Source organism: Acidovorax sp. GW821-FHT10E03 (genome assembly GCF_059415205.1).
This window is the reverse complement of the sequence record NZ_JBWKMU010000015.1, coordinates 123,464-144,741: the sequence shown is the minus strand read 5'-3', so window position 1 is coordinate 144,741 and position 21,278 is coordinate 123,464. Positions and strand designations below refer to the sequence as shown.

At 71.3% G+C, this 21,278-nt stretch carries 18 protein-coding genes; 11 read left to right on the top strand and 7 right to left on the bottom strand.

Features of this window, described 5'->3' with window-relative positions; genetic code table 11:
* Positions 1-223: 223 nt before the first annotated feature.
* Positions 224-2,353 carry a TonB-dependent receptor gene (locus tag AC07OD_RS24455; protein ID WP_492808125.1) on the bottom strand — a complete coding sequence of 710 codons (2,130 nt, stop codon included), beginning with the start codon at positions 2,351-2,353 and terminating at the stop codon, positions 224-226.
* A 353-nt stretch (positions 2,354-2,706) separates the two neighbouring features.
* Positions 2,707-3,708 carry a helix-turn-helix transcriptional regulator gene (locus tag AC07OD_RS24450; protein ID WP_494598260.1) on the bottom strand — a complete coding sequence of 334 codons (1,002 nt, stop codon included), beginning with the start codon at positions 3,706-3,708 and terminating at the stop codon, positions 2,707-2,709.
* A gap of 228 nt (positions 3,709-3,936) precedes the next feature.
* Between AC07OD_RS24450 and AC07OD_RS24445 the strand changes: the two genes are divergently transcribed.
* From AC07OD_RS24445 to AC07OD_RS24420, 6 genes are all read left to right on the top strand, one after another.
* Positions 3,937-5,091, top strand: a complete 1,155-nt coding sequence (locus AC07OD_RS24445; RefSeq protein ID WP_492244727.1) for an ABC transporter substrate-binding protein — start codon at positions 3,937-3,939, stop codon at positions 5,089-5,091.
* Positions 5,091-6,035: an alpha/beta hydrolase gene (locus tag AC07OD_RS24440; RefSeq protein ID WP_494598259.1), complete on the top strand. Its 945-nt coding sequence runs from the start codon at positions 5,091-5,093 to the stop codon at positions 6,033-6,035. Before AC07OD_RS24445 ends, AC07OD_RS24440 begins: the two co-directional genes overlap by 1 nt.
* A gap of 65 nt (positions 6,036-6,100) precedes the next feature.
* Positions 6,101-7,189 carry a FecCD family ABC transporter permease gene (locus AC07OD_RS24435; RefSeq protein ID WP_494598258.1) on the top strand — a complete coding sequence of 363 codons (1,089 nt, stop codon included), beginning with the start codon at positions 6,101-6,103 and terminating at the stop codon, positions 7,187-7,189.
* A 169-nt stretch (positions 7,190-7,358) separates the two neighbouring features.
* Positions 7,359-8,180 carry an ABC transporter ATP-binding protein gene (locus AC07OD_RS24430; protein ID WP_494598257.1) on the top strand — a complete coding sequence of 274 codons (822 nt, stop codon included), beginning with the start codon at positions 7,359-7,361 and terminating at the stop codon, positions 8,178-8,180.
* On the top strand, positions 8,177-8,506 hold the full coding sequence (locus AC07OD_RS24425; RefSeq protein WP_494598256.1) for a DUF2218 domain-containing protein: 330 nt from the start codon (positions 8,177-8,179) through the stop codon (positions 8,504-8,506). The genes AC07OD_RS24430 and AC07OD_RS24425 overlap by 4 nt, the downstream gene beginning before the upstream one ends.
* A gap of 123 nt (positions 8,507-8,629) precedes the next feature.
* On the top strand, positions 8,630-9,715 hold the full coding sequence (locus AC07OD_RS24420) for a GGDEF domain-containing protein (protein ID WP_218296652.1): 1,086 nt from the start codon (positions 8,630-8,632) through the stop codon (positions 9,713-9,715).
* Between the two features lie 127 nt (positions 9,716-9,842).
* Here the strand turns inward: AC07OD_RS24420 and AC07OD_RS24415 are convergent, their stop codons facing one another.
* Complete coding sequence (locus AC07OD_RS24415; protein WP_218339131.1) at positions 9,843-10,694, bottom strand: M48 family metallopeptidase; 852 nt, start codon at positions 10,692-10,694, stop codon at positions 9,843-9,845.
* Positions 10,695-10,820: 126 nt separating this feature from the next.
* Here AC07OD_RS24415 and AC07OD_RS24410 point away from each other — a divergent pair, with 126 nt between their 5' ends.
* From AC07OD_RS24410 to AC07OD_RS24400, 3 genes are all read left to right on the top strand, one after another.
* On the top strand, positions 10,821-12,203 hold the full coding sequence (locus tag AC07OD_RS24410) for an AmpG family muropeptide MFS transporter (RefSeq protein ID WP_369641121.1): 1,383 nt from the start codon (positions 10,821-10,823) through the stop codon (positions 12,201-12,203).
* A 149-nt stretch (positions 12,204-12,352) separates the two neighbouring features.
* Positions 12,353-13,075, top strand: a complete 723-nt coding sequence (locus AC07OD_RS24405; protein ID WP_218296649.1) for a response regulator — start codon at positions 12,353-12,355, stop codon at positions 13,073-13,075.
* Between the two features lie 45 nt (positions 13,076-13,120).
* Positions 13,121-14,380 (top strand): HAMP domain-containing sensor histidine kinase, encoded by a 1,260-nt coding sequence (locus AC07OD_RS24400; RefSeq protein WP_218296648.1) that lies wholly within the window; start codon positions 13,121-13,123, stop codon positions 14,378-14,380.
* On the opposite strand, the gene AC07OD_RS24395 is transcribed toward AC07OD_RS24400, so the two are convergent.
* Positions 14,349-15,638 (bottom strand): YbfB/YjiJ family MFS transporter, encoded by a 1,290-nt coding sequence (locus tag AC07OD_RS24395; RefSeq protein WP_494598255.1) that lies wholly within the window; start codon positions 15,636-15,638, stop codon positions 14,349-14,351. The genes AC07OD_RS24400 and AC07OD_RS24395 overlap by 32 nt on opposite strands.
* Before the next feature lie 47 nt (positions 15,639-15,685).
* On the opposite strand from AC07OD_RS24395, the gene AC07OD_RS24390 reads away from it, so the two are divergent.
* Together AC07OD_RS24390 and AC07OD_RS24385 are read left to right on the top strand one after the other, a co-directional pair.
* Positions 15,686-16,555 (top strand): LysR substrate-binding domain-containing protein, encoded by an 870-nt coding sequence (locus AC07OD_RS24390; protein WP_218296646.1) that lies wholly within the window; start codon positions 15,686-15,688, stop codon positions 16,553-16,555.
* Positions 16,556-16,610: 55 nt separating this feature from the next.
* Positions 16,611-17,771 (top strand): NAD(P)H-dependent flavin oxidoreductase, encoded by a 1,161-nt coding sequence (locus AC07OD_RS24385; protein WP_494598254.1) that lies wholly within the window; start codon positions 16,611-16,613, stop codon positions 17,769-17,771.
* Between the two features lie 274 nt (positions 17,772-18,045).
* On the opposite strand, the gene AC07OD_RS24380 is transcribed toward AC07OD_RS24385, so the two are convergent.
* From AC07OD_RS24380 to AC07OD_RS24370, 3 genes are all read right to left on the bottom strand, one after another.
* The gene (locus tag AC07OD_RS24380; protein ID WP_494598253.1) at positions 18,046-19,020 is read right to left on the bottom strand and encodes a glycosyltransferase; all 975 of its coding nucleotides are present in this window, start codon (positions 19,018-19,020) and stop codon (positions 18,046-18,048) included.
* Positions 19,021-19,207: 187 nt separating this feature from the next.
* Positions 19,208-20,461, bottom strand: a complete 1,254-nt coding sequence (locus AC07OD_RS24375) for an O-antigen ligase family protein (protein WP_218296643.1) — start codon at positions 20,459-20,461, stop codon at positions 19,208-19,210.
* On the bottom strand, positions 20,458-21,276 hold the full coding sequence (locus AC07OD_RS24370) for a glycosyltransferase family 2 protein (protein WP_218296642.1): 819 nt from the start codon (positions 21,274-21,276) through the stop codon (positions 20,458-20,460). Before AC07OD_RS24370 ends, AC07OD_RS24375 begins: the two co-directional genes overlap by 4 nt.
* Between the last annotated feature and the right edge of the window lie 2 nt (positions 21,277-21,278).

Here is a 21,278-nt window from a genome sequence, read left to right as displayed (position 1 = left end):
ATGGCCCGGCTTGCATGCCGTGCCGTGCCGTGCCGTGCCGTGCCGTGCCGACGGAAGTCTTGATGTTCTGTATGTTTTTGGCCGCCAGCGCCTATCCATCAAGCGCCAATAGCTACTATATTGGTAGCATAACCAGCCCCACCACAGGCGCCTGGCGTGCCCACCAGGACACACGCCAGACCCCGTGGCGGGGTTGCTTCGCTCGCGCCGTGCTTCGCCGGGATCAGAAGTCGAACGAGGCCGACAGGCGTACGGCGCGCGGCGCGCCCACGTTCACCCGGCCCGCGCCCCAGATGCTCTCGAAATACGCGCGGTTGGCGAGGTTGGTCACCGTGGCGCGCAGCACCACCGGTTGCGCGCCAAGACGCGTGGCATAGCGGGCGCCCACGTCCAGGGTGGTCCAGGACGGCAGCTTCACGCTGTTGTCGCCCGTGAGCCATTGCGAACCGGTGTGGTTCACGCGGCCGTTCACCGACAGGCCCTGCACGCCGGGAACCGCCCAGTCGGCACCCAGGTTCAGGGTGAGCCGGGGCACGCCGAACTGCGCGCGGCCCTGGTTCACGCCCTTGTTCGTCCGGGTCTGGTCGGCCTCGGTGTAGGCCACGCCGCCCAGCAGGGAAAGCGCCGGGGCCAACTGCCCGAACACGTTCCACTCCACGCCCCGGTTGCGCTGCTCGCCGTCGAGCACCTGGCGGTTGTCTTGCTCGATCAGGGCGGGCTTGCTGATCTGGAACAGGCTCACGGTCTGCGTCAGGCTGCCGCTCACCCACTTCACGCCGACCTCCATCTGCTTGCTCTTGTACGGCGCGAAGGTCTGGCCTTCGTTGGCATAGGGCGCCTTCACGGTCGTGCCCGCGCTCAGGCCTTCCACGTAGTTGCCGTACAGCGCAACGGTCTCGCCCCAGGGCTTGGCCACCACGCCCACCAGCGGCGTCACGGCGCTCTCCTTGTACTTGTTGAGCTTTTGGTGCACCCGCTGCGCGCGCAGGCCCAGGGTGAGCTGCACCTGGTCGTCGGCGAACGACAGCGTGTCGACCGCGCTCAGCGCCGTCATCGCGTCATCGTTCATCTTGCTGTAGGTCGATGCCGCCGCCCCGGCCGGCATGGTGATGGGCGTGGGGTGGTAGATGTTGCTGTTGATGGGCGCCGTGCCGTTGCCGCGGCTGCCGCCTTCGTAATTCATCACGTTGGCGGCCAGGGTCAGCCTGTGCGCCACGGCGCCGGTGCCAAACTGGCCGCGCAGGCCCAGTTCGGCCGTGGTGGTGCCGTACTCGCCCCAGGAGTTGTAGGCCGTGCCCGTGGCGTTGCCCGAGGCCGCGTTCGCCGCCGTCCACACCGGGCGGGTGCCGAAGATGAAGCCGTCGTAGGAATGCTCGGCCTTGCCCGCCGAGGCAAACGCCGTCCAGCCCGCGTTGATCTTCGCCTGGCCGCGCACGATGAGGCCCTGGGTCTGCGTATTGCTGTACACGCCCTCGCCGTAGAAGAAGTTGGTGGAGCCGTCGGGCGCCTTGGGCACCGTGGTCCAGCCCGCGATGATGGGCTGCATGGGCGAGCCCTTGCGCACCTTGTTCCTGAGCGAATAGGCATCGGCCTCCACGTTCCAGCCCTCGCCCTGGTAGTCCAGCGCCAGGTGGCCGATCTCGCGCGCCTTGGTCTGGTGGTCGAGCCAGGTCTCGCCGCCCGACAGCACGCCATTGACGCGCACGCCCAGGCGCTGTTCCCCGCCGAAGCGGCGCGACACGTCGGCGTGCACGCCCACGTTGGATTGGGACGAATAGGTGGTGGTCACGCGCGTGAGCGGCTCCTTGCCCGCGCGCTTGGGCACGAGGTTGATCGCGCCGCCCACGTCGCCCGCGGGGGGCAGGCCCATCATCATGGCGCCGGGGCCCTTGAGCACCTCCACCCGCTCGAACATCTCGGTGGGCGTGTTCTGCTCGGGCGCCAGGCCATAGGCACCGTTGATGGCCAGCGAGCCGGCGCCCACGCCGAAGCCCCGGATGATGAAGTTCTCGACGATGTGGCCTTCGTTGGTGGTGGTGCGCACCGAAGGGTCGTTCTTGAGCACCGCGCCCACGGTCTGCGCCTGCTGGTCGGCGATGCCTTCGGCGGTGTAGCCCGTCATGTTGAACGGCGTGTCCATGACCCCCACGTTGCCGAGCACGCCCAGCCGCGTGCCCCTGGCGACCTGGCCGCCCGGGGCCGCGGCTGGCAGGCTGTCGGGAGTCTCGGCGGCCGCATTCACCGTGACTTCCCGCAGCAGCGTGGCGGACGGGGCGGGCGCGTTCTGCTGCGCCAGGGCCGCGCCGGCACCCGCCAGCAAGGTCCACGCGCAGGCCTGGGCGACCTGGCGCAAGGCAAAAGGATGTGCCCGGGGGACACCCGGGGATGGGCGGCGAGTCTGCATAGAAGTCCTGAATCAAAAACGAAGGAGAAGGGAGTCCGCCTCGCCAACGGATTGCAAACAGGAATGAATGCGATTTCACTCAGGGCGCGCAGTGGCTCCGCGAGGAAGCCATCCAGGCGCGGTGCCCGGAACGTGTTGCAAGGCGTGCCGGCTGGTTCCACCCGGCATGGGAGCGATGATTTCACGCAGCCCGCCGCCCTGTGTTTGCACGCCCAACAAAGACGTTTGCCGCGGCCCCGCCAGGGCCGCCGTGGAACGGGCCTTGCCAGGACCGGGGGAGCCGCGAGGCGGCCCGGCGGGCTTCAGACCCTCACTCGCGCCAGCTTGGGGGGCATGCCAAAGCGCTTGCGGTAGGCCGTGGCGAAGTTGGCGGCGCTGTTGTAGCCCGCCACCAGCGCCGCCTGGCCCACGGTCAGGCCCTCCTGCTCCAGGGCCTTGCGGGCGCGCTGCAGGCGGCTTTCGCGCACGAAGTCAAACACCGTCGTGCCGTACACCGCCCGAAAGTGCCGCTGCAGCGTGTTCGCGTTGGTGCCGGCCTGGCGCGCCAGGGCATCGAGCGACAGGTCCATGGCCCCTTCGGTCTGCAGGAAGGCATGCAGCGCCCGCATGCGCCGGTGCTCGTGGGGCAGCAGCCGCAGCCCGGTGGGCGCGGGAGCAGGTGCCGGCGCGGGCGCGGGCCCGGGGGCGTGCTGCGCCAGGCTGCCCAGCGCCTCGCCCACCAGCTCCAGCGCGCGGCTCTCCAGGTACAGGTGCAGCAGCAGGGGGCTCAGGTCCGGCGCATGGGTGAGCTGCTCGGCCAGGGCGGCGATGCGCGCCGAGGGCTGCCAGTGGTGCATGGCCAGGTGCTGGCGGCGGAAGGCCTCGATGGCGCCGGAGGCCGACGGGCCGGCCACCTGCTCCAGCCATTCGCCGCCCAGGCCCACGCTCACCCGGCGCGCATACGCGCCCTTGCGGGCGCGGCGCTCGAAGCGCTCCGGCTCCGCCACCGACACCAGCAGGGCGCGCGGCAGGCTGGCCAGGCCTGCATCGTGGGACTGGCGGGCGTGGTCCGCCGCGCTCGACAGCGCCACGCGGCGCGGCCCGTAGCTCACGTCCACCGAGCCCTCCAGCAGCACCACGATGCGCAGGCCCGTCTCCATCTCGCCGCTGGCCGTGAAATCCTGCGCATCGGCGGCATCGTCCGCGTGCAGGTGCAGGCCCGGGCGCAGCACGCGCAGGCGCTGCAGATGGCGCTGCAGCGACGCCTGCATGCCGTCCGACGCGGGCGCGGCGGACAGCACTTTCAAGGGGCTGACGACAGACATGGGCAGGCAGGTGTGACGGCGAAAAAGCGGCAGGGTCAGCGGACGGCAATGCACCACGGCGCGTGGAACCCGGGCATGGCGTTTGCGCAAAGGTTTTTCTCCGCTTGGCAAACACGGCGGGCACCGGGGCATGGGATGCTAGCAAGTCGGCATAATAAATGCAAATGATTCTCAATATTGGCCATTGAACCGGCCGCCGCCGATGGCCGCCCGCACACCGTCCCTCCCATGCCCCTGATCCGTTTTTGCCCCTGGGCGCCACTGGCGGCCCTGCTCTGCGCCCTGGTCCTGGGTGCCTCGCCCGCGCGCGCGCAGGGGGGCACGCAGACCGTGACCGACCTGGCGGGCCGCGCCGTCACCCTGCCGGCCAAGGTGGAGCGCATCCTGCTGGGCGAAGGCCGGCTGCTGCCCGCGCTGGGCGTGTTCGAGCGCGACGACGTGGCCCGCCGCCTGGTGGGCATGATGGGCGACTACGAGACGCTGGATGCCGCCGGCTATGCGCAGTGGCGCGGCCGTTTCCCGCAGATCGACAAGGTGCCGCGCGTGGGCCGCAACAGCAGCGGCAGCTTCAGCGACGAACAGGCCATCGCGCTGCGTCCGCAGGTCGCCATCCTGGGGCTGGCGGGTGGCCACGGCCCGAGCAAGAACGACCGCGAAACGCTGGCCCGCCTGGAGGCGGCCGGCGTGGCCGTGGTGTTCGTCGACTTCCGCCACGACCCGCTCCGCAACACGACGCGCAGCATGGAGCTGCTGGGCGCCGTGCTGGGCAAGCGCCAGGAGGCCCAGGCGTTCAACACCTATTGGCGGGCCCAGCTCGACCGCGTGGAAGCCCGCCTGCGCACCCTGCCGGCCGGCACGCGGCACCCCGGCGTGTTCCTGGAGAACCGCGTGGGCCTGGCCGATGAATGCTGCGCCACCATGGTCGGCCTGGTGGGCGTGCTGCTGGATGCCGCCGGGGCTCAGAATGTGGCGCGCGGTCGCATTCCGGGCGAGCACGGCACGCTCAACCCCGAATTCCTGATCGCCACGCAGCCCCAGCTGTACATCGGCACCGGCATCGGCAGCATGGCCACGGCCGAGAAATCCCCCCTGCGCATCGTGCTGGGCGCCGACGCCACGCCCGAGGCCGCCCGCGCCTCGCTGGCGCGCGCCACGCAGCGCCGGGGCATCGCCCAGCTGCAGGCCGTGCAGCAGCCCGGCCGCGCGCATGCCATCTGGCACCACTACTACAACTCGCCCTTCAACGTCGTGGCGGTGCAGGTGTTCGCCAAATGGCTGCACCCCGAGCTGTTTGCCGACCTGGACCCGCGCGACACCCTGCAGACGATGTTCACCCGCTTCCAGCCCATCCCGCTGACGGGCGTGTACTGGACCAGCCTCTGATGCGCTCCATGCCCATGCCCCGCGACACCCGCCGCCGCGCGCTGCTGGCCTCTGGTGCCAGCCTGTGGCTGGCGGGCTGCGCCAGCGGCGCGCCAGAGGCGTCCCTGCTGCAGGCGGGCCCCGCGCGGCTGCCGGACACGCACCAGCTGGACCTGCGCGACCCGGCGAGCGGCCGCGTCTGGCGCATCTGGGTGCAGCAGCCCGCCGGCCCCGCGCCCGCCACCGGACACCCCGTGCTGTATGTGCTCGACGGCAATGCCGCCTTTGCGCTCGCGGCCCAGCTGGCCCGCAATGAGGCCGCGCGCCCCGCGCAGATGCGCGCGGACAGCGCCATCGTCGTGGGCATCGGCCACCCCGGCGATGCCGTGGTCCACCCCGCGCAACGCCAGCGCGACTACACGCCGCCCGCGCCCGGCGGCTCGGCCACGCCCGAGGCCGGCGGCGCGGACATCCTGCTCGACTTCATCGCGCGCGAGCTGCAGCCGCGCGTGGCGCGGGCGTTTTCCATCGACCCGCAGCGCCAGGCGCTGAGCGGGCACTCGTTCGGCGGCCTGCTGGTGCTGCACGCGCTGTTCACGCGCCCCGCGTTGTTCACCCGGTATGCGGCCACCAGCCCGTCGGTGTGGTGGAACGGCGCGCAGGTGCTGCAGACGGCATCGCAGTTCATGCAGGCGCACGCGACGGCGCCGCGCCCCTTCCGGGCCCGGCTGCAGCTGCGCGTGGGCAGCCTGGAGCAGCCCCGGGCCGCTCCCACCGCGGCGCGCGCTGCCGTGCAGCACGAACGCCGCATGATCGAACGCACGCAGGCGCTGGCGGACCAGCTGGAGGCCTTGCACTGGCCCGAACTGCGCGTTCACATGGGCATATTGCCCGGCGTGGACCATGGCGGCGCCATGGCGCCGGGGCTCATCGACGCCCTGGCATGGGCCCAGCAGCCCCGCTGAAAACCGTCGCCCCGCGCCATGGAACCCTCTCGCACCCCACACGCCCTGCCCCGGAACTGCCTTCGTTGAACCCCGCCGCCCCGTCTCCCTTGCCGCAGCCCCTGGACGCGGCCCGCGCTGGTTCGCTGGCGCGGCGCTACCAGCACTTCGTGCGCCTGCGCCTGCTGCTGCTGGCCGCCCTGCTCGCCGTGCTGTGCGCCAGCGTGGTGGCCGACATCGCGCTCGGCCCCTCCACCTTCGCGTTCGCCGACGTGCTGCGGGGCCTGTTCGCCCCCGCCAGCCTGCCGCAGGCGCAGCAGGTCATCCTGTGGGAAGTGCGCCTGCCCTACGCGGTGATGGCCGTGCTGGTGGGCGCCAGCCTGGGCCTGGCAGGGGCCGAGATGCAGACCGCGCTCAACAACCCGCTGGCCAGCCCGTTCACGCTCGGGGTGTCGGCGGCGGCGGCCGTGGGCGCTTCGGCCGCCGTGGTCACGGGCTTCACGCTCGTGGCCTGGGGCGAGAACCTGGCCGTGCCGCTGTGCGCCTTCGCGGGCGCGGCCAGCGCCACGGCGCTGATCCAGTTGCTGGCCTGGCGCCAGGGCGCCACGGTGGACACCGTGGTGCTGTTCGGCATCGCGCTGCTGTTCAGCTTCGAGGCCCTGCTGTGGCTGCTGCAGTTCATCGCCGACAGCAACGCGCTGCAGCAGATCGTGTTCTGGACCATGGGCAGCCTGGGCCGCGCCACCTGGACCAAGATCGGCATCGTGGGCACCGTGCTCGCTCTGTGCATGCTCTGGTCGGCGCGCCAGGCCTGGGCCCTCACGGCGCTGCGCGCGGGCGAGGACCAGGCGCGCAGCTTCGGCATCGGGGTGGAGCGGCTGCGCCTGGTCACGCTGCTGCGCGTGAGCCTGCTGGCGGCCACCGCCCTGTCGTTCGTGGGCACCATCGGCTTCGTGGGCCTGGTGGGGCCGCACATCGCGCGCATGCTGCTGGGCGAGGACCACCGCTACTACCTGCCCGGCAGCGCGCTGGCCGGGGCGCTGATGCTGTCGCTCGCGTCCATCCTCAGCAAGGCGCTGGTGCCCGGCGTGGTGCTGCCCATCGGCATCATCACCGCGCTGGTGGGCGTGCCGCTGTTCATGGTGCTGGTGCTGCGCCAGAGAAGGGCCGTATGAAGCACCCCCTGAGCCGCTGCGCGTCTTCCCCCTCTCTCTCTCGCATTGCTGCGCAATGCGGGAGGGGGACGCCCCCAGCGCGGCGGGGCGGCCCTTGCGCGGGGGCGCTGGCTTGGGCCGCGTCAGTTTCCTCGGCCGCCGGGGGCGCACGGCGCCATGGAGGCTTGACATGACAACAGGCTTGAGCCTCCAACAACTCAGCGCCGGCTACCCCGGCCGGCCCGTGCTGCAGAACGTGGATCTGCCTACCGTGCCCGCCGGCACCCTCGTGGCCGTGGTGGGCTCCAATGCCGTGGGCAAGTCCACGCTGCTCAAGGCCGTGGCCGGGCTGCGGCCCGCGCAGGGACGTGTACTGCTGGAAGGGACCGACCTGACCACGCTGGCCCCGCGGGAGCGCCTGCGGCGCGTGGGCTACCTGCCCCAGGCACTGCCGCAGAGCATCTCGCTCGTGGCCTACGAGACCTGGCAGAGCGCCCTGCGCGCCGGCCGCAGCGAATGGAGCACCGCGCAGCGCGAGGCGGCGATCGAGTCGGTGGTGGCGGCGCTGGGCCTGCAGGCGCTGGCGCTGCGCCGGCTCGATGAACTCTCGGGCGGGCAGCGCCAGATGGTGGGGCTGGCGCAGGCCATCGTGCGCGCGCCGCGCCTGCTGCTGCTGGACGAGCCCACCAGCGCGCTCGACCTGCGCTGGCAACTGCAGGTGCTGCAGGCCGTGCGCGACCTGGTGCAGCAGCAGGGCACCGTGGGCCTGGTGGCCGTGCACGACCTGAACCTGGCGCTGCGCTTTTGCCAGCAGGTGCTGGTGCTGGGCGGCGGCGGCGTGCTGGCCGCCGGCGCGCCGGCCCCGCTGCTGACCCCCGCGCTGCTGCGGCGCGCCTATGGCGTCCAGGCCCGCGTGGAGCGCTGCTCGCAAGGCAACCTGCTGGTGCTGGCCGACGCCGCGCTGCCGCTGGATGCCGCTTCTTCCATGACCACAACCAGCCCCTTCCCATGATGCGACGCCAGGGCCATGTGCCCACGCCCGACGCCAGCCGCTACCTGCAGCGCCTGTGCTACCACTTCACGCGCAAGATCACCGTGACATATGACGATCACCAGGGCCAGGCCCACTTTCCCTGGGGCCTGTGCCTGCTGCGGGCCGATGGCGCGGCGCTGCACTTCGACTGCAGCGCCGACAACCAGGCCAGCCTGGACCGGGTGCAGTTCGCGATCGACTCGCACGTGGAGCTGTTCTCGCGCAAGAGCCCCATGGCCGTGGACTGGCAGCCCGTGCAAACCGTCAGCGCGCCGGCGGCTGGCACGGCGCCCCCCGCCCCTTAAGCCCCAATTGCGGCCCGCCTGCCGCCCACATCGGACGATGGGCAGCGCAGGCGCTTCCTAGAATGTGACATTTTGTTATCGCGCCGCACCGGTGCCCGAACACCGGCGAGGCCCCTGCCCGCCATGGCACATTCCGCATCCGCCCGCCCCGAGCCCCGCCCGCCCCGCCCGTTCGCCATCCCGCAGCGCGGCTCCAGCCTGGCGGGCAAGGCCTACTGGGCCATGGTGCAGCGCGTGGCGCTCACGGCGGCGGCCATCGACGGCGGCTACATCGTGCTGTTCCTGTGGCTGGGGTCGCTGCCGCTGGCGGCCGTCAACCTGGTGAGCATCGCGATGTACCTGGGGGCCTACCGGCTCATCCAGTCGCGCTACAACGCGGCCGCGCTGGCGCTGATCTGGCTGGAGGTGGTGGGCCACGCGGCACTGGGCTCGCTGCTCATCGGCTGGAACAGCGGCTTTCACTACTACCTGCTGCTGTTCATTCCGGCCATCGTGATCGCCAACACGCGCGGCTTCGCGGCGCCCATGGTGATCGCGCTGCTGGCGTACTACCTGGGCCTGCAGGTGCTGTGCGACCACCTGGGGCCACTGGCCCCCCTGCCGCCCCTGAGCGTGAAGATCGTCAACTGGATCCACATCTGCCTGGTGTTCGCGATGTCGGCGGCGCTGGCGGCGTTCTACCGCCGCACCATCCTCATCGCCGAGGGCCGGCTGCGCAAGCAGGCCACGCTGGACCCGCTGACCGGCCTGAACAACCGCAGCCACTTCGAGGCGCTGGCCGCCCACACGCTGGCCCGCGGCCAGCGCGACGGCACGCCCATCGCCCTGCTGCTGTGCGACGTGGACCACTTCAAGCGCGTGAACGACCAGTACGGCCATGCCGTGGGCGACGAGGTGCTGGTGGCCATGGCCCGCACGCTCAGCCAGAGCCTGCGCGAAGGCGACGTGCTCGCCCGCTGGGGCGGCGAGGAGTTCCTGGCGCTGATGCCCGCCAGCCCGCTCGACGCCGCCTGCGCCACGGCCGAACGCATCCGCGCCGCGGTGCAGGCAACGCCGATGGAGGTCGGCCCCGCGCCCCTGTCGCTCACCATGTCGTTTGGCGTGGCGCAGGTGCATGGCGCGGACGACCTGCAGGCCGCCATCGTGCGCGCCGACAAGGCGCTCTACGAAGCCAAGCACGCGGGCCGCAACCGCGTGAGCGTGGCCTGAGGCCGACGTCCATGCCGAGCGGGGCAGGGCACAAAAAAGGCAGCTGGCGCTTGATGGACAAGCGCAATAAGCTACTATTTTAATAGCAAAACAACACCAGCACCCGGCCCCGGGGGCGCCCGGCGCCTCAGCCGTTGCGCCGCGCCGCCTCGTACAGGCCCTGCACCTTGGGCACGTTCAGCTCCAGCTCATGGATGCGCGCGGGGCCCGAGGGGTGGGTGGACAGGAACGCCAGCCCGCCCTGCTTGCTGCCGCTGGCATTGCCCATCTTCTTCCACAGGCTCACGGCGGCCGAGGGCTGGTAGCCCGCGCGGGCGGCCAGCTCCAGGCCCACCAGGTCGGCCTCGCTCTCGTCCGAGCGGCTGAACTGCAGCGTGAGCAGCTGCCCGCCCAGGCCGGCGGCCGCCTGGCCCAGGTCGCCCAGGCCCAGCAGCTGCGAGCCCAGCCTCAGCGCGAGGTTGGTGCCCTGCGTCTTGGCGATGCGCTCGCGCGCATGTTCGCGCAGCGCATGGGCCATTTCGTGGCCCATGATCATCGCGGCCTCGTCGTCGGTGAGCTTGAGCTGGTCCAGGATGCCGGTGTAGAACGCGATCTTGCCGCCGGGCATGCAGAACGCGTTGATCTGCTGGCTGCCGATGAGATTGACCTCCCAGCGCCACTGCCTGGCGCGGTCGTTCCAGGGCGCGGCGTGCGGGATCAGCCGCTTGGCGATGGCGTGCAGGCGCTGCAGCTGCGGATGCCCCTCGGGCGCCAGCGCGCGCTTGGCCTTGGCCTGCTGCAGCATCTGCTGGTACTGCTGGGCGGCCGAGTTTTCCAGCGTCTCGGCGGGCACCAGCTTGCGCAGGCTGGACGCCGTGCCCACGTCCACCTGCGCGAGCACCGGCGCGGCGGCAGTGGCGCCGGCCGCCAGCAGGAACGCACGGCGCGCCGACCACGGGGACGACGGTGCAACGGAGGGAGCGGGGCAGAAAAGGCACATACAGGCAATCCCTGAAGGAATAATAAGCAGCGCTGGCGCACCACACACCAGGGCTTGTCGCCAGATGGAGGCTGGCAGGCCGGGCTGCAAGGGTGTCGGCGATGATAGACAAAACCTCCGCCCCCCATGTCAGACACATCCACATCCTCCCCCCCCGGCCTCAGCCCCGAAAAGTCCGCGCGCACGCCCTGGCTGCAGACCCTGCGCGTGTACCTGGAGCCCGCCAGCCTGCGCATGCTCACGCTCGGGTTCTCCGCCGGGCTGCCGCTGCTGCTGGTGCTGGGCACGCTGAGCTTTCGCCTGCGCGAGGCGGGCATCGACCGCAGCACCATCGGGTACCTGAGCTGGGTGGGCCTGGCCTACGGTTTCAAGTGGGTGTGGGCGCCGCTGGTGGACCGCATGCCGATCCCGCTGCTCACCCGGGCCTTGGGACGGCGGCGCAGCTGGCTGCTGCTGTCGCAGGCGCTCATCGTGGGCGGACTCATCGGCATGGCGCTGGCCGACCCGCGCCAGACGCTCGGACCCATCGTGTGGTGCGCGCTGGCGGTGGCGTTCGGCTCGGCCACGCAGGACATCGCGCTCGATGCGTTCCGCATCGAATCGGCCGACGCCAATCACCAGGCCGCGCTGGCGGCCTCGTACCAGACAGGCTACCGCCTGGCCATGATCTGGGCCGGTGCGGGCGTGTTGTGGATTGCGGCGCGCTCCGAAGTGGCCCCTGCGGTGGGGCAGGTGGTGGCGCAAGGCGCGGCCGCGTACCAGAACGGCGCCTGGCAGGCGGCCTACCTTGCCATGGCGGCGTCGATGGCGGTGGGCGTGGTCACCGTGCTGTTCTCGCGCGAGCCCGCGCCCGTGCAACTGCCCCCGGCCAGAAACGCGGCCGAGTGGATCCAGGGCGCCATGGTGGAGCCCTTCGCCGACTTCCTGCGCCGCTACGGCTGGCACGCGGCGCTGATCCTGGCGCTCATCGCCGTCTACCGCATCAGCGACGTGGTGATGGGCATCATGGCCAACCCGTTCTATGTGGACATGGGCTTCACCAAGGACGAGGTGGCCGCCGTGACCAAGGTGTACGGCGTGATCATGACGCTGGCGGGCGCCTTCGTGGGCGGCGTGCTGTCGATGCGGTTTGGCGTGATGCGCATCCTGATGCTGGGCGCCATCCTGAGCGCCGCGAGCAACCTGCTGTTCGCCTGGCTGGCGGGCCACGGGCACGACGTGACGGCGCTCATCGCCGTGGTGTCGGCCGACAACCTGGCCAGCGGCATCGCGTCGGCGGCGTTCATCGCCTACCTGTCGAGTCTGACCAACGTGAGCTACTCGGCCACGCAGTACGCGCTGTTCAGCTCCATGATGCTGCTTGCCCCGAAGTTCGTGGCGGGGTTCTCGGGCGACTACGTGAATGCCTTCGGCTACGCGCACTTCTTCACGGCCACCGCGATGCTGGGGTTGCCGGTGCTGGTGCTGGTGTGGCTGGCATCCCGGGTAAAAACAGCCTCTGGCGCTTGATGGCAAGGCGCGAATAGCTATCTAATTTATAGCAACCGCCTGTTTTTCACCCCCGGCGGTTTACCGCAACTTTACGGAGGCTTCAACACGGGGAGACGCCCGCGCGCGAGCATGGGGGCTCTGTCCAGGCCTCCCACTACACTGCCCCCATGAGCTCCCAACTGCTGATGATCGAAGACGACGCCCGCCTCGCGCAGATGGTGGGCGAGTACCTGGGCCAGTCGGGCCTGCAGGTCACGCACCGCGCGGACGGCAAGAGCGGTCTGGCGCAGCTGCAGGGGCCGGACGCCGGGCCGTTGCCCGACCTCGTGATCCTGGACCTCATGCTGCCCGACATGGACGGGCTGGAGGTGTGCCGCCGCATCCGCTCGCTGCAGGGCAGCGCGGCGCAGGTGCCGGTGCTCATGCTCACCGCCAAGGGCGACCCCATGGACCGGATCATCGGCCTGGAGCTGGGCGCCGACGACTACCTGCCCAAGCCTTTCGAGCCGCGCGAGCTGCTGGCGCGCATCCGCGCCATCCTGCGGCGCCGCACCGATGGCGGCGGTGCCTCGGCGGCCACGCAGGTGCTGCGGTTCGGCACGCTGGAGATCGACCGCGACGCGCGCACCGTGACCGTGTCCGGCGAGCTGGCCGACCTCACCTCCTACCAGTTCGATTTGCTGGTGGCCCTGGCCGAGCGCGCGGGCCGCGTGCTCACGCGCGACCAGATCATGGAGGCCGTGCGCGGCCGCGAACTGGAGGCGTTCGACCGCTCCATCGACGTGCACATGGGCCGCATCCGTGCCGCCATCGAGGCCGACGCCAAGAACCCGCGCCGCATCCTCACGGTGCGCGGCGTGGGCTATGTATTCGCGAAACAACAAGACTGACCGGTGGAGCGCGGCCCTGCCACGGCGCGCACACCGCTTTGCTGAATGTCCCTCTCCACCCCCTTCTCCCGCCGCCTGTATCTGCGCATCTGGCTGGCCGTGGTCGGCGGCATCGCGGTGCTGACGCTGACCGTGGGCTGGGCCTGGCGCATGGCCGAAGAGCAGAAGGCGCAGAACGCGCAGCCTTTTGTGCCGCCGTCGCGCGAGATGGTGCTGCGCGACCCCGCCGGCAACCTGGTGCTGCGCGGCCTGGCCACGCGCCAGCCCAGCGAACCCGGCGAAGGGGCCGAGTTCCATATCGAGTCGGGCACCGGCCAGCCGTTCGTGCTGCAGATGGCGCCCCGCCAGCCGCGCGGCGAACGCGGCGGCCGGCCCGGCGGCCCCAACCAGGGCGACGCGGCGTTCTGGACCCGGCCGCCGTTCGGCTTCCTGTGGCTGCTGGGCATCGTGAGCCTGGCGGTGGCCGTGGGCGTGTACCCCATCATCCGGCGCCTGACCCTGCGGCTGGAGGCGCTGCAGCGCAGCGTGCAGAAGTTCGGCGAGGGCGACCTGTCGGTGCGCGTGCCCGAGCAGGGACAGGACGAGGTGGCCGACCTCGCGCGCCAGTTCAACGCCGCCGCCGCGCGCGTGGAAACGCTGGTCAAGTCGCACAAATCCCTGCTGGCCAACGCCTCGCACGAACTGCGCTCGCCGCTCACCCGCATCCGCATGGGCATGGAGCTGATGGGCGGGCAGCAGCCCTCGCCCGCGTTCCGCGAGGAAATCCTGCGCAACATCGCCGAGCTGGACCAGCTGGTGGACGAGATCCTGCTGGCCAGCCGCCTCGATGCGCGCGAGGCCGACGTGGGCACCGTGGAGCTGGTGGACCTCATCGGCCTGGCCGCCGAGGAATGCGCGCGCGTGGATGCCGACCTGGATGTGAGCTCCAGCGCCGACTCCGTGGACGTGCGCGGCGTCTCCAAGCTGCTGCGCCGCGCCATCCGCAACCTGCTGGAAAACGCCCGGCGCTACAGCACGGGCGAGATCACGGTGGTGGTGCACCGCCGCCAGGGCCACGCCGAGGTGCGCGTGTGCGACCGGGGACCAGGCGTGCCAGCCAGCCAGCGCGAACGCATCTTCGAGCCCTTCTACCGCCTGCCGGGCGCCAGCGAGCGCGCGGGGGGCGTGGGCCTGGGGCTGGCCCTGGTGCGCTCCATCGCAGGGCGCCACAACGGCACCGTGCACTGCGAGGACCGCGAGGGCGGTGGCGCCTGCTTCGTGCTGCGCCTGCCGGTCAGCACGGCTGGCGCCAGCGCCATGCCATGACGCCGTAGAGCATGGCCCCCAGCACCAGCACCGACCCCGCCACGCCCAGCGCCCAGTCAAAACCCTGCGCCTGCGAACCCGCGCGTGCCAGCAGCGCCGCCGCCATGGGCGGCCCCACGATCTGGCCGATGCCATAGAGCGCGGTCATCAGGCCGGTGAAGCCCGCGCCCGCCTGGGGCCACTGGTGGCGCGCCTCCTGCAAGGCAAAAAACGTGATGGCGGTGAACGGCAGCCCCAGCAACAGGCTGCCCAGCGCGAACCCCGCGCGCCCCGGCCAGAGCAGGCCCAGCCCGATGGCCGCCGCCTGCAGCAGGTAGGCCCAGGCCAGCAGCATGCGCCGGTCGCGGGTGGGTGCGATCCGTGTGGAGAGCAGCGCGCCCAGCGCCACGCCCGCGCCGAAGAGCGGCCAGAACAGGTCGGGCCAGACCGATCCGGCGGGCAGCGCCGCGCGTGCGATGACGGGCAGGAAGGTGGCCGTGACGATGTACCCCAGGCCCGCGAGGCCGTAGGCCACGGCCAGGAGGGTCCGCTCGGCCACGGGGCGCGCGGGCGCAGAGGCGCCGCCTGCGGCCCCCGCCGCCCCCGCGGCCGGGACGTCCACCCCCTGGAACACCGCCCACGCCCCCGCGCACAGCACGGCCGCCAGTGCGCTGAAGGCCGCCCAGCCCGCCGCGGCGCTCCAGCCCGCAGCCACCATGGCGCTGGTGGGCAGGCCGGTGATGACGATGCCCAACCCCGGCCCGCAGAAAATCAGCCCCCCCAGGGCCGGGCGCCCCAGGTGCGCCAGCCGCCCCATGCACCAGTTGGCCGTGCCCAGGAACACCAGCGCGCTGGCCACGCCCGCGAACAGGCGCAGCAGGGGCCAAAAGGCCGGCCACGGCACGGCCAGCAGCCCCGTGAGCAGCACCGTGGCCACGAGCCCGCCGCGCACCAGCGCCGCGTTGCCGGGCACGCCGCCCAGGCGCCGGCCCAGCCAGGGCAAGGCCATGTAGAGCAGCGCCCCCGCGAGGTAGCCGGCGTAGTTGGCCGTGGCCAGCCAGCTGCCCGTGGCGATGTCCACCACGCCGTCGTGCAGCATCATGGGCAAGAGCGGGGTGAAGGCAAAACGGCCGATGCCCATGGCCGCCGCCAGCGCGGCCATGCCGGCCAGGGCGACCTGCAGGGCCGTGGCGCCGTCAGCGTGCCGGGAGGTGGGAGGGGAAAGAGACGCCGGGTTCACGGTGGGGACATGGGGTTGCCACGGGGAATGCTGTTGCATATCATCTTAGCAAGAGATTGAATTTTTGTAATTCATACTTTTTCATGATGGACAAAGGGCCACCCCCGCTCGACCTCGCCGCTCTCGACATCTTCCGCACCGTGGCGGCGGAGGGCAGCGTCACGCGCGCGGCCGAGCGTTTGCAGCGCGTGCAGTCCAACGTGACCACGCGGGTGCGCCAGCTGGAGTCCGACCTGGGCACGCCGCTGTTCCTGCGCGAGGGCAAGCGCATGGCGCTCACGCCCGAGGGCGAGGTGCTGCTGGGCTATGCCGACCGGCTGCTCGCGCTGGCCGAGGAGGCGCGGCAGGCGCTGCACCCGGGCCCGCCCGCGGGGCGCCTGCGCCTGGGATCGATGGAAAGCACCGCGGCCAGCCGCCTGCCCGCGCCGCTCGCGCGCCTGCACCGCCAGTGGCCCGGCGTGGCGCTGGAGCTGACGACCGCCGCGACCCGCGTGCTGGTGGAACGCCTGCGCGCGCATGCGCTCGATGCGGTGCTGGTGGCCTGGCCGCCGGGCCAGCCCGCCGACCCGGCCCTGGAAACCCGGCCGGTGTTCACTGAAGAGCTGCTGCTGGTCCTGCCCGCCGGCCACCCGCATGCCGCCGGGCCCGACCAGGTGCAGCCCGGCACGCTGGCGGTGTTCGAACCCGGCTGCACCTACCGCCGCATCGCGCAGGACTGGTTCGCGCCACGGCGCGAGCCCATGCAGCTGCTGGAACTGGGCTCGTACCACGCCATCCTGGCCAGTGTGGCGGGCGGCGGCTGCGCGGGCATCGTGCCGCGCTCGGTGCTCAGCATCTCGCCGAACGCGGCCCTGCTGAGCCAGCAGCCGATCACCACCATCACCACCTTGCTGACCTGGCGCCAGGGCTACCGCTCGGCCGCGCTCGATGCGCTGCAGCAGGTGCTGGTCGACTGACCGCCTTCAGCTCGTTTCCCCCTTTATTTCCTTCTTTCTTTCACGGAACGTCACCATGCCCGACCGCAGCCTGCGCACCGCCCTCTCCCTTCGCCTGCCCATCGTGCAGGGGCCCATGACCGGTGCCGACACGCCGGCCCTGGCGGCCGCCGTGTCCGCCGCGGGCGGGCTGGGCACGCTGGGCTGCGGCATGCGCTCGCCGGCGGCCATGGCCGAGGCCGCCGCCGAGGTGCGCCGCCGCACCGACCGGCCCTTCGGGCTCAACCTGTTCGTGCAGGACACACCCGCGCCCGATGCCGCCACCGTCGAGCAAGCGCTGGCCCGCGTGGCCCCGCTGTACGCCGAGTTCGGCCTGCAGGCCGCCGTGCCCGCGCGCTGGTGCGAGGACTTCCCTGCGCAGTTCGAGGCCCTGGTCGAGGCCCGGCCCGCCGTGGCGAGCTTCACCTTCGGCATCCTCACTGCCGCGCAGGTCGAGCGCCTGCACCACGCGGGCTGCTACGTGATCGGCACCGCCACCACGGTGGCCGAGGCCCTGGCCTGGGCCGACGTGGGGGCCGATGCGGTCTGCGCGTCGGGCATGGAGGCCGGGGGCCACCGCGGCACCTTTTTGCCCATGGGCCGGCCGCAGGCCGAAGGGCTTGCCCCCGCGGACGCCACCGTGCGCGCGGGCGTGCCATCGCAGGCCGACTTTGCCGCCGCGATGGTGGGCGCGCTCGCGCTGGTGCCACAGTGCGTGGATGCGCTGCGCCCACGCGGCGTGGCCGTGATCGCGGCGGGCGGCATCATGGATGGGCGCGGCATCGCCGCCGCGCAGGCGCTGGGGGCCGAGGCGGTACAGATGGGCACGGCCTTCCTCGCCTGCGACGAATCGGGCATCGGCCGCGCCTACCGCGACGCCATGGCCCAGGCCATCGCCACCGACACGCGCACCACCCGCGTGTTCTCGGGCCGCCCCGCGCGCGGCATCGTCAACCCCATGCTGCAGAAGCTGCACGCCCACGAGACCGATGTGCCGGCCTACCCCGTGCAGAACGCCCTCACCGGCGCCCTGCGCCGGGCCAGCGCCGAAGCCGGCCGCGCAGACCACCTGTCCCTCTGGGCCGGCCAGGGCGTCGCCGCGGTGCGCCCCATGCCCGCCGCCGCGCTGGTGGCCGCGCTGGAAGCGGAATGGCGGACGGCGCTGGCCGCGCAGGCAGCGTTGCTGCAAGCGCAGTGACGCTATCTATTCGATAGCTTCTAGCGCTTACTGGACAAGCGCTAGCGGCAATTCAAACAGGATTCCCTGGAGAGTGACCGGGCGTTGCAACACCGTGTACGCCCTGGCTTCGACAGGCTCAGCCCGAACGGGTGGGAGTGATGGAGGCAGTGCGGACGGCCAATCCCGGTCTCTGCAAAGCGCGCGGCCCCGCCAGTGCACCTGTGGAACCGGCTTTGCCGGGCCACCGGGTGCATCCCCCTCGGGGGATGGCGCGCAGCGCCTCAGGGGGGCTTCACTGCCTCCAGGGCAGTTCGCGCGCAGGCCCCTGGATCACCGGCGGCTGGGCATTGATCTTCTCGCCTGCGAGCACACGTTCGTACATCCGCAGGTAATTGCGCGCCATGCGCTCGGCGCTGAAATGGTCGACCACGTGCTGGTGGCAGGCGCGCGCATCGAAACGGTTGCCACGCACCGCCTCGGCCAGCACGTTCGCCTCGGCCGACAGCACGCCGCAGTGCAGCGGCACCAGCTCGGGCAGCGCGCCATAGGGTGTGGAAAACACCGGGCAGCCGAAGTACAGGCTCTCGATCACCGCCAGCCCGAAGGGTTCGTGCCAGCGCACCGGAAAGATCAGCCCGCGCGATGCGTTGAGCAAGCCCGTCTTCTGCGTGCCGCCCACCATGCCGTGGAAATGGATCTTGCGCGACAGTGTCCAGCGAAAGCCGCGCTTGAAATTGATGCGCGTGCCGCCCAGCACATCCAGCTCCACACCCGCGCGCAGTGCCACCTTGATGGCGCCGCGCACGTTCTTCACGCCCCACGCCGCCTTGCCCAGGAAGTGGTAGCGCGGGCGCGGCGATTGGAAGTCCACCGAGCCGTAACCGCTCCAGTCCAGGCCGTTGTAGACGAACTCGGTGGAGCCATACCGCGCGGCGTGGTCGCGCGACAGGAACACCGTGTTGAGTGGCAGCGGCTTGGGCTTGCGCGCGTTGCCGTGCTCGGTCACCAGGTACGGCTTGGCCAGCTCGGTACGGGGGTTGAACTGGAAGTGCGTGATGTCCACGCCCTTCGGGATCTGCCCCTCCCACGGCTCGTCCGGGCGGATGGGCAGCACGTCGCCGAAGTCGCAGGTCGAACCCTCGGGCACCAGGTAGCTCACGCGGTGGCCCTGCTGGACGAGTGTCTTGCCCAGGTCCCAGATCACGCGCTCGGTTCCCCCGTAGCCGTAGACGGGGATGGGGGAGTTGTTGACCAGCAGGATGTGCATGAAGAATGCCTCTGTCTCAGTTGTCTATGGCTCTGTGCGAGGCCCGCAACGGTTGAAACCGGCACGGCCCAGTCCCGGGCAGCCGAGCAAGGGCCGCCCCGCAGCGAGGGCTGCGTCCCCCTGCCCGCATTGCACAGCAATGCGAGAGCGGGGGGATGCGGCGAAGCCGCTCAGGGGGGTGTCGCATCTAGAACGGCCGGCCGCAGCCGATGCGGGCACGCCGCTCGTGCAGGGCGGCCAGCAGCAGCGGGCACATGAAAAGATAGAACATGTTGCCGCTGTTGTGGGCCAGGAAGACCTGGGTGAGGCCGAAGCCGATGTACGACAGGGGCACCATCACTCCCACCAGGCACAGGGAAAGCGATTCCTTGTCCATCTTTCCCGCCCCATCGCGGATGCGCCGGGCCGTGGGCCAGAACATCGCCAGCGGAATGCCATAGAACGCCAGCAACAGCAGCACGCCGGGCAGCCCCCGCTTGGCGAAAAGATCCAGGATTTCGTTGTGCGCGTGGCCGAATTCGAGCACCACCGGGTGTGCCAGCCCGGCCGCCACGCGCCGCGCCTTCTCCTCGGCATAGCCCGCGCGGCCCCAGCCGGTCAAAGGCCGGTCCCAGCCCATCTCCCACGCCAGGCCCCAATGCGCCAGCCGCTGCCCGACCGAGCTGCGGCCATCGCCGTGGTCCTTGTAGGTCTGCACTTCCTGGCGCGCCTCGTCCACCCGCTGCTCCACCGCGGGCACCTGCGACAACGCGGCCGCCGCCAGCGCCAGCGCGCACAGGCCCCAGTACATCCGGCGCTGCCCCGTGGTGCGCACCAGCAGCCACGCACTGACCGGCAGCAGCAGCACCAGCGCCAGCCATCCGCCCCGCGACTGCGACAGCACCGACCCCGCCGCGCCCAGCACGATGGCCGCCGCCAGCAGCACCCGCTGCCACAGCACCCAGCGCTTCCACTGCACCACCAGCAACAGGCCGCTCATCACGGCCAGCAGCATGCTCAGGTTGCCGTACTGGATGGCGTTGGTGAAGCCATTGGCGCGGGGCAGCGCCTGCACGCAGATCTGGTAGATGGCCACCAGGCCGCTGCCCACCGCGCCCACCGCCACCCCCATCCACAGCCACGATGCGCGCGGCTCGAAGGTCATCAGGTAGAAGATGCAGGGCAGCGCCAGCAGGTACTTGACGGGGCGGTCCATGCTGCCCCAGCCCCAGGTGGCCCCCACGTCCAGCAGCCACAGCGCCGCCATGCAGGAAAACGCCGCCGTCAGCCACCAGGCCGCGCGCGGCGCGGGCCGGTTCCACCACACCGGCGCGCTGGCGAGCGCGGCCAGCAGCAGCACGACCGCCCCATAGGAATAGCCCGAGGGCAGCCACAGGGCCAGGCCCGGAACCATGAACGCGCCGAGGCTGGCGCAGCGCCCGAACCAGCGGTAGGCCTTCATCCGCGGATCACCCGGCCCGTGAGGCGGTCACGGTCGTACCGCAGCGCCGCATAGCGGAAGAACCCCTCCAGCGCCACGAAGAAGCAGTACAGGAAGCCCGCGCCCCCGCACAGGAAGCCCAGGCGGAACACGTACAGGCGCACGAACATGGAAGTGCCCGAGGCCAGCCCCCGCAGCACCCCCCCCCTCTGCCCGTTCTCGGCGCGCTTCGCGGCGCCGAGCATCACGTACTGCGTGAGCTTCTCCAGGCTGCCGCGCACCGTGGTGCGCGAGTAGTGCAGCAGGCGCGCCTTGATCAGGCGGCGCGGCACCTCGCCGCCACCGGGCAGCGCATGCAGCTGCGCCTGCTCGTGCACCACGCCCGTGTATTCCCGGACCATGCCGCGCACGAACAGCCGCTCGATCTGGGACTGCGAGCGAAAGTGCGTGAGCTCCTGCCCGAACGCCACCATGCGCCAGCGGATCTTCCACACGGCCTGCTCGCCCGAGCGCACGATGGCCTGCAGCTCCCGCGCGAAGGCCGGTGTCATCACTTCGTCAGCATCGAGGAAGAAGATGTAGTCGCCGCGCGCATGGGCGAGCAGGCGGTTGCGCTGCACGGCAAAGCCCTGCCAGTCCGGGTGGACATGGACTTCGGCGCCCAGGCCCCGCGCGATGGCCACGGTGTCGTCCGTGCTTCCACTGTCCACCACCAGCAGCTGGTCTGCAAAGGCGGCGCTCTTCAGGCAGGCTTCAATGCGGTGCGCCTCGTTGTGGGTCAGCACCGCCACGGTCAACGTGGGCGGCGGCGATGCGCCGCCGGCTGCAACTGGCATCA